Annotated in this window: 14 protein-coding genes and 2 riboswitches; of the genes, 3 read left to right on the top strand and 11 right to left on the bottom strand. The window is 36.5% G+C overall.

The window, feature by feature from the left end; translation table 11 throughout:
* Positions 1-196: 196 nt before the first annotated feature.
* The 6 genes from ACM6HU_RS20820 to groES all read right to left on the bottom strand — a co-directional run bounded on the left by ACM6HU_RS20820 (position 197) and on the right by groES (position 8,196).
* Positions 197-1,684, bottom strand: coding sequence for a sensor histidine kinase (locus ACM6HU_RS20820; RefSeq protein WP_016117051.1), 1,488 nt, complete (start codon positions 1,682-1,684; stop codon positions 197-199).
* Positions 1,685-1,709: 25 nt separating this feature from the next.
* Positions 1,710-2,411, bottom strand: a complete 702-nt coding sequence (locus ACM6HU_RS20815) for a response regulator transcription factor (RefSeq protein WP_016117050.1) — start codon at positions 2,409-2,411, stop codon at positions 1,710-1,712.
* A 141-nt stretch (positions 2,412-2,552) separates the two neighbouring features.
* Positions 2,553-3,878 carry an NCS2 family permease gene (locus ACM6HU_RS20810; RefSeq protein ID WP_003194563.1) on the bottom strand — a complete coding sequence of 442 codons (1,326 nt, stop codon included), beginning with the start codon at positions 3,876-3,878 and terminating at the stop codon, positions 2,553-2,555.
* A gap of 128 nt (positions 3,879-4,006) precedes the next feature.
* A riboswitch (purine riboswitch) is annotated at positions 4,007-4,109 on the bottom strand.
* A gap of 162 nt (positions 4,110-4,271) precedes the next feature.
* Positions 4,272-5,810 carry a glutamine-hydrolyzing GMP synthase gene (guaA, locus tag ACM6HU_RS20805; RefSeq protein ID WP_139350085.1) on the bottom strand — a complete coding sequence of 513 codons (1,539 nt, stop codon included), beginning with the start codon at positions 5,808-5,810 and terminating at the stop codon, positions 4,272-4,274.
* A 160-nt stretch (positions 5,811-5,970) separates the two neighbouring features.
* Positions 5,971-6,072: riboswitch (purine riboswitch) on the bottom strand.
* Positions 6,073-6,239: 167 nt separating this feature from the next.
* A complete protein-coding gene (groL, locus tag ACM6HU_RS20800) occupies positions 6,240-7,874 on the bottom strand; it encodes a chaperonin GroEL (RefSeq protein WP_016117048.1) in 1,635 nt (544 codons plus the stop codon).
* Between the two features lie 37 nt (positions 7,875-7,911).
* The gene (gene groES / locus ACM6HU_RS20795; protein ID WP_000917306.1) at positions 7,912-8,196 is read right to left on the bottom strand and encodes a co-chaperone GroES; all 285 of its coding nucleotides are present in this window, start codon (positions 8,194-8,196) and stop codon (positions 7,912-7,914) included.
* Positions 8,197-8,632: 436 nt separating this feature from the next.
* On the opposite strand from groES, the gene ACM6HU_RS20790 reads away from it, so the two are divergent.
* On the top strand, positions 8,633-9,376 hold the full coding sequence (locus ACM6HU_RS20790; RefSeq protein ID WP_016117047.1) for a CPBP family intramembrane glutamic endopeptidase: 744 nt from the start codon (positions 8,633-8,635) through the stop codon (positions 9,374-9,376).
* Positions 9,377-9,378: 2 nt separating this feature from the next.
* Positions 9,379-9,573: a YdiK family protein gene (locus ACM6HU_RS20785; RefSeq protein WP_016117046.1), complete on the top strand. Its 195-nt coding sequence runs from the start codon at positions 9,379-9,381 to the stop codon at positions 9,571-9,573.
* Between the two features lie 25 nt (positions 9,574-9,598).
* On the opposite strand, the gene ACM6HU_RS20780 is transcribed toward ACM6HU_RS20785, so the two are convergent.
* Positions 9,599-10,228, bottom strand: coding sequence for a redox-sensing transcriptional repressor Rex (locus ACM6HU_RS20780; RefSeq protein WP_016117045.1), 630 nt, complete (start codon positions 10,226-10,228; stop codon positions 9,599-9,601).
* 184 nt (positions 10,229-10,412) lie between these two features.
* Here ACM6HU_RS20780 and ACM6HU_RS20775 point away from each other — a divergent pair, with 184 nt between their 5' ends.
* Positions 10,413-12,338 carry an ABC-F family ATP-binding cassette domain-containing protein gene (locus tag ACM6HU_RS20775; protein WP_033671685.1) on the top strand — a complete coding sequence of 642 codons (1,926 nt, stop codon included), beginning with the start codon at positions 10,413-10,415 and terminating at the stop codon, positions 12,336-12,338.
* A 280-nt stretch (positions 12,339-12,618) separates the two neighbouring features.
* Here the strand turns inward: ACM6HU_RS20775 and tsaD are convergent, their stop codons facing one another.
* From tsaD to tsaE, 4 genes are read right to left on the bottom strand one after another with little or no spacing between them, the layout of a single operon-like run.
* Positions 12,619-13,635, bottom strand: a complete 1,017-nt coding sequence (gene tsaD, locus ACM6HU_RS20770; protein ID WP_016117043.1) for a tRNA (adenosine(37)-N6)-threonylcarbamoyltransferase complex transferase subunit TsaD — start codon at positions 13,633-13,635, stop codon at positions 12,619-12,621.
* A complete protein-coding gene (rimI, locus tag ACM6HU_RS20765; RefSeq protein ID WP_016117042.1) occupies positions 13,635-14,078 on the bottom strand; it encodes a ribosomal protein S18-alanine N-acetyltransferase in 444 nt (147 codons plus the stop codon). The genes tsaD and rimI overlap by 1 nt, the downstream gene beginning before the upstream one ends.
* An 11-nt stretch (positions 14,079-14,089) precedes the next feature.
* Complete coding sequence (gene tsaB, locus ACM6HU_RS20760; protein ID WP_016117041.1) at positions 14,090-14,782, bottom strand: tRNA (adenosine(37)-N6)-threonylcarbamoyltransferase complex dimerization subunit type 1 TsaB; 693 nt, start codon at positions 14,780-14,782, stop codon at positions 14,090-14,092.
* Positions 14,763-15,236, bottom strand: coding sequence for a tRNA (adenosine(37)-N6)-threonylcarbamoyltransferase complex ATPase subunit type 1 TsaE (gene tsaE, locus ACM6HU_RS20755; protein WP_018783545.1), 474 nt, complete (start codon positions 15,234-15,236; stop codon positions 14,763-14,765). The genes tsaB and tsaE overlap by 20 nt, the downstream gene beginning before the upstream one ends.
* Positions 15,237-15,424 lie beyond the last annotated feature (188 nt).

Below are 15,424 nucleotides of genomic sequence, written 5' to 3'. Positions count from 1 at the left end.
CCCTTATGTTAACACTTTCATGTTTCAATGTCAACTAAGTTTTTTATTTCGTTTGTCGCGTTCTGCGTTGTTGCTATCGGCGACTCGTATAATACTACACTTCATTTATATAAACGTCAATATGTTTTTCTAAAAAAATATAAGGAAGGCTTATTCCTTATAAACAAGCCTTCCTCTTCCATAACTCTCTCTTTATTTACTTTTCTTCTATAATTGGTAGTGAAACGATAAACTGAATAATTCCATCCTCATATTCTGCTCGAATTTCTCCCCCTTGTAATTCAACAATACTTTTAGCGATTGCTAATCCGAGTCCCGATCCTTCCGTTACTCTACTTCTAGATTGATCTTTCTTATAGAAGCGTTCAAACAAGTTCCCTAACTCTTCCTTTGTAAACTCTTCACTATGGTTCGCAACCGTAATTTGTATATTCCGGCGTTGTCTTTGAAGGGAAACCTTAATCTCTCCATCATCTTTACTATATTTAATAGCATTCATTAATAGATTCTCAAATACACGGACCATCTTCTCTGAATCAATCGCAGCATACACACGTTCTTTAGGAAACTGCTTCACGAGTATAAGTCCTTCTTCTTCAGCCTGTGGTACTAGCTCTTCTATTAATTGCTCCAGAAGTTCGGTTATACACACTTCTTGCTTTTCTAATACCATCTTTTCATTTGTTAACTTTGTATACTCAAATAAATCTTCTATTAAATTCTTTAACTGCTCAGATTTCGAGAAAGCAATTCTCACATATTCATTGTGCTGTTCTTTACTTTCATATTTTGAATCCTGTAATAAACGCAAATAACCCATAATAGATGTAAGTGGCGTTCGCAAGTCATGAGATACATTTGTAATCAATTCATTCTTTTGCTTCTCTATTTTTCTTTCTTTTTCTATGTTGGAAAATAATTCTTTTGCCATCTGATTCATATTCACAGCTAACAAACTTAATTCATCTTGCCCCTTCTGCGGAATTCTATATTGCAGGTTACCTTTTGCGATTTCTTTTACACCTTCCGCCATCGCCTCAACTTGCCTCATCTTTCTTTTAGTTATATAAAAGAAAGAAAATAAAAAAATAACAAAGCCAATCAAAAATGGAAACGGCCCATCATTCTGTACTACTCTAATATCCCCTTGCGGTATACCGCTTGCGATCATATACATATTTTTCTCTTGAATTGTTAAAGGATAAAAAGTCGTAAATTCTTTACGCTCTCTTTCGATTTCATTATCTATTACATTTTTTTGATATTCATATTGAGAGCGATTTATTTTGAAACTCATTATATTACGAATAGTACTATGAAGATTAACTTGTTCTTCCTGAGCATCTTTTGTCTTATATATAACTTTTCCATTCTCATCTACAATCAACACTTTTAATTCACCTTGATACTCCGGACGTTCAAAAACTTCTTGGACGTTAACATCAGCACCTTCTCTTGTAATAACCTCGGCAAGTCTTTCAGCAGTTGCATCAATTCTTCGCATACCAGATGAATAATCAATTACAGAGTATGTATTTATTCCTTGAAAAAACGGAGATGATGTCCACACTCCTATTACACCCAACAAAATACAGAAAGCAAACGTAGTTATCAGTTGTACACGTAAACTCTTTTGTACTCCCCTTATTACTTTATATATTATTTTTTTTAAAGTTCGATTCATCCAACCAATCGGCCTAAATATGTTTTTAATTATCTTTCTCAATCTTATATCCCACTCCCCATACTGTTTTTATATATATTGGCTTTCTCGGATTCTCTTCTGTCTTCTCACGTATTTTTCGAATATGCACCATGACGGTATTATCAGATTGGAAAGATCGTTCATTCCAAACCTTTTCATAAATTTGTTCTGCACTAAAGACCATCTCTGGATTACGAGCTAATAACTCCAAAATCGAAAATTCCCTCGGAGTTAGTTTCACTTCTTCATTTTCTACAACAACTTTGTGGGTTGAGACGTTTATTTTCATATTCCCGATTTCAATTTCATTTTCATTTTGGACAACAAATCCATTCATTTTCATATATCGGCGAAGCTGCGATTTTATTCTCGCTATCAGTTCTAACGGATTGAAAGGTTTCGTTACATAATCGTCCGCTCCTGTTGTTAGCCCTAAAATTTTATCCATATCTTGCGTTTTCGCAGACAACATAATAATTGGCATCTCTTTCGCTTCTCTTATTTTCATACACATATGGATACCATCAATTTTCGGCATCATAATATCCAATACAACTAAATGCACTTCATTTTTCTCTAATATATATAAACCCTCTGCTCCATCCTCTGCCTGTAGCACCTTATATCCTTCATTCTTTAAATAAATCGTAATTAAATCCCGAATTTCTTTTTCATCATCTACAACAAGTATTGTTTCGTGTCCCACAATATCTCCCCCATAGCTTTTTCATTCCTTAACTTCTATTATAAGAAAACTTCTGAAGAAAAACGGAACGAAATCCTTAAGATTTTCTGAAGACGCAAAAAAGGTCTAGACTCCCCTTAGTCTAGACCTTTCAAAACCCCTTTATTTACGAACGTAGATGAAATATAGTACGAATAAAACTCCCATTACATACATAATTGGATGAATTTCTTTACGACGACCACTTACAACCATTGTAATTGGATAGAAGATAAATCCAATTGCTATTCCTGTTGCAATACTATACGTAAGTGGCATAGAAATAATCGTAAAGAATGCTGGTACTGCAATCTCGAATTTCTTCCAATCAATTTCTCCTAGAGACGAAACCATCAAAATCCCTACAATAATTAAAGCCGGTGCCGTTACAGAAGCTGTCACAACACTTAATAATGGTGAAAAGAAAAGTGCTAACAAGAAAAACCCTGCTGTTACAACTGCTGTAAATCCTGAACGCCCTCCTGCTGCTACCCCTGCAGACGATTCAATGTAAGACGTTGTCGTAGATGTCCCAAGAATCGCACCAATTACAGTTGCAATTGCATCTGCAAATAATGCTTTTCCCGCACGTGGTAATTTATTGTTCTTCATTAACCCAGCTTGATTCGCAACTGCTACAAGTGTACCCGCTGTATCAAAGAAATCAATGAAGAAGAACGTTATAATAACAATTCCCATTTGAACAGTGAAGATATCTCCGAAGTGCTGGAATGCCACGCCGAACGTAGGTTCTAAACTAGGAATTGCACCAACGACAGCTTTGGGTGTATCAATTAATCCTGTTGCTACTCCAAGGATTGCTGTAAGAATCATCCCGTAGAAAACAGCACCGTTTATTTTTTTAATCATTAGAATGATTGTAATCACTACACCGAAAATCGCAAGTAATGTTGTGCCCTTTGTTAAATCCCCCAATCCAACAAGAACCGCATCATTCTTCACAATAATTCCTGCATTTTGAAAACCAAGAAAGGCGATAAACAAACCAATTCCTGCTGCTACTGCAAACTTCAACTCTAATGGAATGGCATTAATAATTTTTTCGCGAATACCAGAAGCAGTAAGAATAATAAAGATAATACCTGACATTAAAGTTCCAGCAATCGCTGTTTGCCACGGAATTCCCATCGTTAACACCGCTGTATAAGCAAAGAATGCATTGATTCCCATTCCTGGCGCTAAGGCAATTGGATATTTTGCGAAAATCCCCATAATCAGTGACCCAATTGCAGCCGCTAAAGCAGTGGCAACAAAGACCGCTCCTGGATCCATTCCTGTTCCTGCTGGTAACCCTTTAATGTTTCCCAGTGACAGTGTAGCAGGATTGACAAATAATACATAAGCCATAGATAAAAATGTCGTTAACCCTGCAATGAACTCTGTTTTATAATTTGTACCGAGCTCATCGAACTGAAAATAACGTTTCATTCTACGTTTCCCCCGTTATATGATTACTCGTCGTAACCCTCCCTAGCCCTCTTTTATCTATAAAAATAAAAAAGGCTTCCATTGCATATACATGGAAGCGTTCTGTAAATAAAGGCAGATTTCCCCTTACCTTTATAAAAACGCCTCGTAGTCAAGCCATTTACGGTAGCTAGGTAGAAACTTTCGGGCCATATCCCCGATATTATACGACGGCTGTAATATTCATTTTTTCGTATCAATTACATACTCATATTAACTCACATATAGGTGTATGTCAATTTAAAAACGAACATTTTTATGTTATTTTTATTTTTTGTTCGTATAAACAACAAAAAAAGACCCATCTATGTATAAAATCATAGATGGGTCTTCTTTTAAACCAATAAACCTATTCTATTCCCACTCAATTGTTGCTGGTGGCTTACTCGTTACATCATACACGATACGGTTAACGTGCTTTACTTCGTTTACGATACGTACAGAGATTTTCTCTAATACATCCCAAGGGATACGTGCCCAATCTGCTGTCATACCATCGATTGATGTTACTGCACGGATACCTACTGTGTAATCGTAAGTACGCTCGTCACCCATAACACCTACGCTACGCATGCCAGGAAGTGCAGTGAAGTATTGCCAAATTTCACGATCTAAGCCAGCTTTTTGGATTTCCTCACGTAAAATTGCATCGGATTCACGAACGATTTCTAATTTTTCTTCTGTGATTTCGCCTAATACACGGATACCAAGTCCTGGACCCGGGAACGGTTGACGCCATACGATTTCATCAGGAATCCCTAATTCTGATCCTAATACACGGACTTCATCTTTAAATAGAGTGTTTAAAGGCTCAATTAATTTGAACTGCATATCTTCTGGAAGTCCACCAACGTTATGGTGAGATTTAATTGTTTGTGCAGTTGCTGTACCACTTTCAACAATATCTGTGTACAGTGTACCTTGTGCTAAGAAGTCCATTCCTTCTAATCTAGAAGCTTCATCATCAAATACGTAAATAAATTCATTACCAATGATTTTGCGTTTTTGTTCTGGATCTTCTACACCTTTTAACTTGTTCATGAAGCGTTCTTTTGCATCCACTTTAATAACGTTCATGTGGAAGCCTTCGCTAAATGTTTTCATAACACCTTCCGCTTCATCTTTACGAAGTAAACCATGGTCAACGAAAATACATGTTAATTGGTCACCGATTGCTTTATGGATTAATACTGCTACAACAGAAGAGTCTACACCGCCACTAAGTGCGCATAGTACTTTTTTATCGCCAACAGTTTCACGGATTTTTTCTAATTCTACTTCAATAAAGTTCTCCATGTTCCAACCTTCAGAACAGCCACATACGCCGAATACGAAGTTTTTGATTAAATCATTACCGTGCTCAGAATGACGTACTTCTGGATGGAATTGCACACCGTATAAGTTTTTTGCTTCATTGCTCATACCAGCAATTGGACAAGACTCACTTGTTGCATCTACTACGAATCCTTCTGGTAAACCAGTTACTAAGTCACCATGACTCATCCATACAACTTGCTCTTCTGGAAGGTTCGCATATAATTTTGATTTGTTCTCTACTTTAAGAACTGCTTTTCCGTACTCACGATGGTTTGCACGTTCTACTTTTCCACCAAAGTGTTTTGTCATAAGCTGCATACCGTAGCAAATACCGAAAATCGGTAATCCTAATTCAAAGATTTTTTCATCACAGTGGAATGCATTTTCACCATATACACTATTCGGTCCACCAGAGAAAATAATCCCTTTTGGATTCATTGCTTTAATTTCTTCTGCAGTAATTGTATGTGGATGAAGTTCACTGTATACACCGAACTCACGAATTCGACGTGCAATTAACTGATTGTACTGACTCCCAAAATCTAAAACGATAATTGTATCGTGCTGTTTTTTCAAAATAATCACCCCAACGTTAGTTCTGTATATAAATATTTTCACCAATTTGGCAAAAAGCATTACCAATATAATAAAAAAAGCCAGTCCTCCGCCCTCAGTCTCATAACAAAGAAAAGGCAGAGGTCTGGCTTTATAAAGATAGTACTCCGCTCTTTATAAATATAAGACACACTGCCTTCATAGTCAGGTTGTTTACGGTAACCCGGTAGAGACTCTCAAACCATATCATTGAGGATATATGAAGGATTGTTTTATATTATCTTCCTAGATTCTAACAATGAAGTATCAATACGGTCAAGAGAGAAAGCGACAAAATTCTACAGAAATTATTTTCTTTATCCCAAGAAACCTTTATTCCTATATTTTTTTGTCCCATAACAAAAAACATTCACCCCTATATAGAGATGAATGTTTCTTTGGCGAATGAAATTACATCATTCCGCCCATACCGCCCATGCCCATACCGCCCATGTCAGGCATTGCAGGTGCATTTGGTTCTGGTTTGTCAGCAACAACTGCTTCAGTTGTTAAGAACATAGCTGCAACAGATGCTGCGTTTTGAAGTGCAGAACGAGTTACTTTTGCTGGGTCTACAATACCAGACTCAAGCATGTTTACCCATTCGCCTGTTGCTGCGTTGAAACCAACGCCTACTTTTTCACCTTTTAAGCGTTCTACAACAACAGATCCTTCTAGACCAGCGTTGATTGCGATTTGGCGAACTGGCTCTTCTAATGCACGAAGTACAATGTTGATACCTGTTGCTTCGTCGCCTTCAGCTGCAATACTAGCCACTTTAGTGTATACGTTCATAAGTGAAGTACCGCCACCTGCAACAATACCTTCTTCTACTGCTGCACGAGTTGAGTTAAGTGCATCTTCAATGCGAAGTTTACGCTCTTTTAACTCAGTTTCAGTTGCTGCACCTACTTTAATTACTGCTACACCGCCTGCAAGTTTAGCAAGACGCTCTTGTAATTTTTCACGATCGAATTCAGAAGTTGTTTCTTCTAATTGTGCACGGATTTGACCGATGCGAGCTTCGATTTGTTCGGTGTTACCTACACCTTCAACTACAGTTGTGTTTTCTTTTGTTACAACAACTTTACCAGCGCGTCCTAAAGATGCAACTGTAGCAGATTTTAAGTCACGTCCTAATTCTTCAGTGATTACTTCACCGCCAGTTAAAATCGCGATATCTTCTAGCATTGCTTTACGACGGTCACCAAAGCCAGGAGCTTTAACAGCTACTACATTGAATGTACCACGAAGTTTGTTTACTACTAATGTAGCTAAAGCTTCGCCTTCCACATCTTCTGCAATGATAAGAAGTGGCTTACCTTGTTGTACCACTTGCTCTAACACTGGTAAGATCTCTTGGATGTTAGAAATCTTTTTGTCAGTGATTAAGATATATGGGTTATCAAGTACTGCTTCCATTTTGTCAGAATCAGTAATCATATAAGGAGATGCATATCCACGATCAAATTGCATACCTTCTACTACATCTAATTCTGTTGTGAATCCTTTAGATTCTTCTAATGTAATAACGCCGTCGTTACCAACGCGCTCCATTGCTTCAGCAATTAATTTACCTACTTCTTCGTCATCAGCAGAAATAGCAGCTACTTGCGCGATAGAAGATTTACCTTCGATTGGTTTAGAAATTGCTTTTAATTCTTCTACTGCTGCAACAACAGCTTTTTCGATACCTTTACGAAGACCCATTGGGTTCGCACCAGCTGTTACGTTTTTTAAGCCTTCACGAATCATAGCTTGTGCTAATACAGTTGCAGTTGTTGTTCCGTCACCAGCTACGTCATTTGTTTTGCTAGCAACTTCTGCTACTAATTTTGCACCCATGTTTTCGAATGCATCTTCTAATTCGATTTCTTTTGCGATTGTTACACCATCATTTGTAATAAGTGGTGAACCGAATTTTTTCTCAAGTACAACGTTACGACCTTTTGGTCCAAGCGTTACTTTTACTGCATTTGCAAGAGTGTCGACACCGCGAAGCATCGAACGACGTGCTTCTTCACTAAATTTAATATCTTTTGCCATAATATTTGACCCCCTTGGATTTTTTAAATGTATATAATTAACCGATAACTGCTAAAATGTCACTTTCACGTAAAATCAAGTAGTCTGTACCTTCATATTTCACTTCAGTACCTGCATATTTTGAGAAGATGATAAGATCACCTGCTGCTACCTCTAAAGCAACACGCTCACCATTTTCAAGCACTCGACCAGTACCTACTGCAATAACTTTACCCTCTTGTGGTTTTTCTTTTGCAGTGTCTGGTAATACAATACCACTTGCTGTTTTTTCTTCTGCTTGAACAAGCTCAATTACAACGCGATCACCTAATGGCTTTAGCATGAACAATAACCTCCTCATTTTTCTATGTAAATTTCCTTTATTAGCACTCAACGACCTCGAGTGCTAACACACTTATAATAATAAATAATCTAATTTTCTTTTGCAAGTAAAAAAATCATAATTTTTTCGCAAATTGATATATAAATTTTTTCTATACAACTTCCTAAGAAAAATCATTCTGTTATCGTTGCAACCATTCTCGCGAAAGCCTTATATATACGAATCGGCGTTTTCACTTATCGTATGTTACAATATGGAAGATGCCATAAGTTGTTTTCTCTATAGGTACGGCTTTTTCCTGTCTCCTATTTCATTTTCAAAGAAAGATTTACAAAAAAATAATAATATGAATGGTTATTACGTATCCCCGGCTGGATGTTTACATGTTATCCCGCCTTATCTCATAAACTAGAGTTAGAAAGGATGGTTAACCAATTTGAAAAAACAATATTGGTGGATTATAGTTACATACATTCTTATGCAATTATCAGGTATTGTTGGATTACCGCTTCTTTTGAAAACCGGACTATATGATAATAGGGGGTTCACCAGAGAAGAAAAAATGCAGCTACTGACTGGTCACTGGGCAATTATTAGCTTTTTCATTGCATTATGTATTGTACTTTTACTACTTCGAACAGATATTCGCGAAAGCCGTTTCGATACAAAACGCGCCAGTATTCCTGCCACAATCGGTTGGATCTTTATCGGTTTCTTTTTAGCTTTCTTTTCTCAAACAATTGCAGGCACAATCGAAATGCGTTTATTGGGCATTAAACCTGGATCTGAGAACACAGCTCGCTTGATGGAAATAGCACGGACCACCCCATGGTTCCTTATTGTTATATCAATAATAGGGCCTATTTTAGAGGAAATTGTCTTTAGAAAAATTTTATTTGGTACATTGTATAAGAAATTCAACTTCTTTATCGCTGCTATTATTAGCTCACTTGTATTTGCAGCAATTCACTTTGATTTTACACACTTATTGGTATACACTTCCATGGGGCTTGTATTCGCCTTTTTATATGTAAAAACAAAGCGAATTATCGTTCCTATTATGGCACATGTTGCGATGAATACATTAGTTGCAATAGCCCAGGTGCTAGTAAGTAACGAACAAATACAAGAAATGATTAAAGAAGCAGAAAAAATGCAAGGATTTATCGGAGGATTTTAAATATGAGGAACTCACCATTGTTCATGGCAGCACTGTATTTCCTTCTTGGTTGTGTCTTTACACGTTTCGCAATTACGAACGTTACAGATACAATTTGGAACTTTGGGACACTGCTGTTTGCTGCTATGGCAACAATTGATTTTAATTTGGCACTTCGACTTATCTTAGTCAAATTTACAAAGAAAAAGCAACAATAAAACGCAGAGGGATTTCCTCTGCGTTTTATTGTGGATAATTTTTCAAAAAATAAACAAGTGTTTGTAATTCTACAGCTAGATCAATATGGTGAATTCTTATATTTTCTGAAACATTTAATCGTGCTGGGGTAAAATTTAAAATTCCGTGTACATTTGTTTCGGCCAATCGATCTGCTACAGCTTGTGCAACAGTAGCAGGTACTGTTAATATTGCCACTTGTATATCATTTGTTAAACGCTCTTCTAATTTATCTAAATGATATACAGGAATTCCTCCGATTTCTTTTCCAACTTTCTCTTCATTGACATCAAATGCCATTTCAATCTTTGTATTATTATTTTTGGTGAAATTGTAATGTAAGAAAGCGGTCCCTAAATTACCCACTCCAATAAGTGCTACACGTGTTATATCATCTTGATCAAGCGTTTCTCGGAAGAATGATAGTAAATAATTCACATTATATCCATATCCCTTTTTCCCTAACGCTCCAAAATATGAAAAATCTCTCCGAATTGTTGCTGAATCTACCTTTACAGCTTCACTCAATTCAGCTGATGAAACACGCTGCTTACCAGAAAGAGATAAGTTTTGGATAAATCGATAGTATAGAGGCAATCGTTTGGCAGTGGCCTGTGGAATCTTTTGCTGATCCATATAACCTCTCCTCTCTCCCTATCTTTGTTCACAAATTTAAAACAAATACAGAAGTTTAGCACTTATGACTTTCCTTGTATAATAGAGAGAAGACTTCTCTCTTTATTTTAAACTATACACTATTTTTAGTATGATTGAGAAATATAAACATGGCAAAGTTAAGAAATTATTTGAGGTGAAAACATTGATTTTATTACAAGTGAATGGGCTTTCAAAATTATACGGTGCTGAAACAATTCTTGCAAACATTAAATTGGAAGTTCAAACAAAAGATCGCATTGCACTAGTTGGTCGAAATGGTGCTGGAAAATCTACATTATTAAAAATAATTGCCGGTGAATTATCTCACGATGGTGGAGAAATTATAAAACCAAAAGATGTTTCAATTGGATACTTGGCCCAAAATACTGGTTTAGAAACTTCTTTAACAATTTGGGATGAAATGCTTACTGTCTTTACTCATCTGCAGCAAATGGAAAAGAAACTTCGAAGGTTAGAGCTAGACATGGGTAAGGAAGAGAACTTTTCAAATGCTGCTACGTACGAAAAATTACTCGCTGATTATGATCAATTACAGTTAGACTACAAAGATCAAGGTGGTTATCAATATGAAGCTGATATTCGCTCCATTTTAAGTGGACTTGGTTTTCCAGCTGAAACACACCAAACAACAATTTCTACGTTAAGTGGTGGACAGAAAACAAGACTTGCTCTTGGGAAACTACTGCTAACAAAACCAGACTTACTCATCTTGGACGAACCAACAAACCATTTAGATATCGATACATTAACATGGCTTGAACAATATTTACAAGGCTATCCTGGAGCTATTTTAATCGTTTCCCACGATCGCTATTTTTTAGACAAGCTTGTTACACAAGTATATGAAATTTCTAATAAAGAAAGCAGACGATATGTTGGTAACTACAGTAAATATTTAGATTTAAAAGCTGCACTACATGACCAGGAAATGAAGCGTTATGAGAAACAACAAGAGGAAATTGCTAAACTAGAAGACTTTGTCCAAAAGAATATTGCCCGTGCATCTACAACAAAACGTGCACAAAGTCGTCGGAAGCAGTTAGACAGAATGGAATTACTAACTAGACCATTAGGTGATTCTAAATCAGCATCCTTCCACTTTGATATCGAAAAACAAAGCGGAAACGATGTATTACAAATAAAGGATGTTTCAATTGGATATGACAAAGAACCGATTATTGGACATGTAAATATGCGCTTAACCCGCGGTGATAGTGTCGCACTAGTTGGTCCAAATGGTATTGGGAAATCTACATTATTAAAATCAATTGTGAATAAATTAAAGACGTTAAGCGGTGAAGTTTCTTTCGGTTCAAATGTATCTATTGGATATTATGATCAAGAACAGGCAAACTTAACATCATCTAGGCGTGTTTTAAACGAACTATGGGATGACTATCCACTAGAGCCAGAAAAAGAAATTCGCACGATACTCGGTAACTTTTTATTCACAGGGGACGATGTATTAAAGCCAGTATCTTCCTTAAGCGGTGGTCAAAAAGCACGATTAGCTCTAGCAAAATTGATGATGCAAAAATCTAATTTACTAATTCTCGATGAGCCAACAAACCATCTCGATTTAAATAGTAAAGAGATTTTAGAAAATGCCTTAATTGATTATCCTGGAACTCTTTTATTCGTTTCCCATGATCGCTATTTCATTAACCGTGTCACAACTACAGTTGTTGAGTTATCAACAGGTGGTGCACAAGAATATTTAGGTGACTATGACTACTATATTGAAAAGAAAAATGAAATGATTGAACGTGCGGAATTTGAACAACAAGAAGAGGATGCACCAGTCCAAAAAACTATCGCTCAAGAAAAATTAAATTACCTTGAAGAAAAAGAACGTAAGAAATCAGAACGCCAACGCATCCGAAAGATTGAAGAAATTGAACAAAATATTGCAAATTTAGAAGAAGAAATTGCACAATTAGAAGAGGAGCTTTGTCTGCCTGAAGTATATGCTGACTACGAACGAGCTAGTGAGATTACAACAGCAAAGCAAACAAAACAAGAAAAATTAGAGCAGTTTATGGCGGAGTGGGAAGAGTTACACGTATAACCCTTATATATTTATATAATAAAAACAAGGTAGTTGAAAGCCATTCAACTGCCTTGTTTATTTTTCAATACAAAAGATTATGGTCGAAGGTCTGACCTCGATAGTATTATCCACAACCTTATGCACATATCCACCTTTATTATATAAACACAAAAATAACTTTTCCACATTATCCACAAATCACAAAGAAATTATACACATTTAATATTCACAATAAAACCCATATTATCAACAGATAATATGGGTTTTATCCACAAGTTGTGGTTAATTATGTGTATAACTATGCTTCAATATCTAATCCTGGATTTGCATTTAAAGCCAATGTTGCACGTTTTCCTTGCTCATATGCAATAGTTCCTGCTGCTGCAATCATTGCTGCATTATCTGTGCATAAAGATAACGGTGGAATAATGAGCTCGATTTCTTCTTTTTTTGCAAACTCTTCCTCTAAACGTGCACGAAGTCCTTTATTCGCTGCAACGCCACCAGCGAGAAGCACTTGTTTTACATCATACGCTTCTGCAGCACGTGCTGCTTTCGTTACTAGTACATCTATTACACTCGCTTGGAAGCTAGCTGCTAAATCTTCTGGTGCGATTTCTTCCCCACGTTGTTTTGCGTTATGCACAGTGTTGATAACTGCTGATTTCAGTCCACTAAAGCTAAAATCATACGAATCTGGTTCCAACCATGCACGTGGTAAATTAATCGTTGGTTGTCCTTCATGAGCAAGACGGTCAATATGAGGACCACCTGGATATGGCATAGATAATGTACGTGCAACTTTATCATATGCTTCTCCTGCCGCATCATCCCTCGTTTCGCCAATTACTTCAAACGAACCATGCTCTTTCATATAAACAAGCTCTGTATGCCCGCCAGACACAACAAGTGACAACAAAGGGAATTGTAGTTCTTTTACTAAGCGATTCGCGTAAATATGCCCAGCAATATGATGAACACCAACAAGAGGAATATTATGAGCAAAGGCAACTGCTTTAGCTGCATTTACACCAATTAAAAGTGCCCCTACTAAACCTGGCCCTTCCGTCACAGCAATTGCATCAATATCTTCAAATGTAATGTTCGCTTCCTTTAATGCTTCTTCTAATACAACTGTAATTTGTTCTACATGATGACGAGATGCAATTTCCGGCACAACTCCGCCAAAACGCTTATGGCTCTCAATCTGTGAAGCAACAATATTTGCCACTATTTCTGTTCCATTTTTAACAACCGCTACAGCCGTTTCATCACAGCTCGTTTCAATACCAAGTATAATCGTATTTTTTCCCATTATATATTCACCCACATTACAAGACCATCTTCATAATTGTCTGTATAGTATCGTTTACGAATCCCACCATTTTGGAATCCATACTTTCGGTATAACTGTTTCGCTACTTCATTTGATACCCGTACTTCAAGTGTCATCGTTTTTGCTCCCATTTCTTTTGCCTGATCCATTACGTCTTTCAGCAAAGCATCTCCAAGTTTTTGACCGCGATATTCTGGCAAAATGGCTATGTTCGTAATATGTGATTCATCAATAATAATCCACAATCCACAGTATCCAATTACTACACCATCTTTTTCTATTACGACATAATGTGCATATTCATTCATCGTCAATTCACGATGAAATGCATCAGCAGTCCAAGGAGTTGGGAATGACGCTTCTTCAATTACTACAATTTGAGCAATATCATCAGTCGTCATCTTTCTAAATGTAATATCCATTTTGATAACCCCTATTTTGTTTGACTTTCTATCCATTTTGCTTCTGCTTCTGCTAAACGGAGGTAGCTCGGAACAAATGTATGCACACTTTGCTCCTCTTTTTGTAATCCTAAAAATGCTAGCTCACTTGGTCTTGGGTTGTTCTTTGTAAAAGAAGCAAACACAGCTCGATCTCCCAAATATTCTACAATCGTTTCTTTATGTTGTTCTACATCATTGCCGATAAATAAAACAGGTTGCCCCTTCTCTTTTAACATCTGTAACCAATCAACAATAAGAATAATTCGATCCTCTTCTATAGAAGATAACTGCTCTTCTTTATATGTATACAAGCCCGTATAAATTTGTCCGCGACGTCCATCAAACAATGGACAAATAACCCCTTGGAAATTCGCTCCATTCGCAGCCACTACTTCTAAGCTAGACACACCGACAATCGGTATTTGCAACGACCAAGCTAATGTTTTTGCAACAGTCACACCAATTCGAACTCCTGTATAAGATCCAGGACCAGCCGCTACGATAATTTTATCTAGCTCTTTCGGCTTTATATTACATTCCGTCAGAAGTTGTTCTACAGCCGGCATAAGGCGTACAGAATGATTTTTAGTTAAATTCGTAATGATTTCTCCGACAACAGTATTTCCATCAATAAGAGAAATCCCCATTACATAATTTGAAGTATCAATTGCTAGTACTTTCATCTTGTAATAGCTCCTCACATAATCTAATATAGCGTTCACCACTTGGCTCTAACACAATTTTTCTTGTATCATCACCTGTATGGAACAAGCTTATTTTTAATTTCTCATTTGGCAGAAAAGATTCAATTAAATGAGCCCATTCTACTACTGTTATACCTTCACCATAAAAATACTCATCAAACCCTAAATCTTCTTCACTTTCCGCTAAACGATACACGTCCATATGATATAGCGGTAATCTTCCTTTGTACTCTTTAATAATATTGAATGTCGGACTATTTACAACTCGTTTCACACCAAGGCCTTTTGCAAGACCTTTCGTAAATGTTGTCTTGCCAGCACCAAGATCGCCTTCTAAAACAAGTACATCTTGTTCCCTAACAAGTTGTCCTAGCCTTTCTGATAAGTTCTGTGTCTCTTCAGAAGAAGTTGTCGTTATTTCATATTTATTCAAAGGTTTCACCTACCTTACTCACAATATTCTCTGCTCTTTATTATACAGATTTTTTCACTTTGTTTCATTTTGAACATATAAAAAAGACCTTAGGAGTTGTCCTAAGGGTAAGATTGACTGTCTTTATAAGTTTTCTTAAAAATAAATAAAAAAATACGAAACAAGTTGTTTCGTTCTTTTCTTTGTAT

This window comes from Bacillus sp. IT-79MI2, from assembly GCF_949768135.1.
Classification (GTDB): Bacteria; Bacillota; Bacilli; order Bacillales; family Bacillaceae_G; genus Bacillus_A; species Bacillus_A pseudomycoides.
This window is presented reverse-complemented; position numbering and strand designations above follow the sequence as displayed.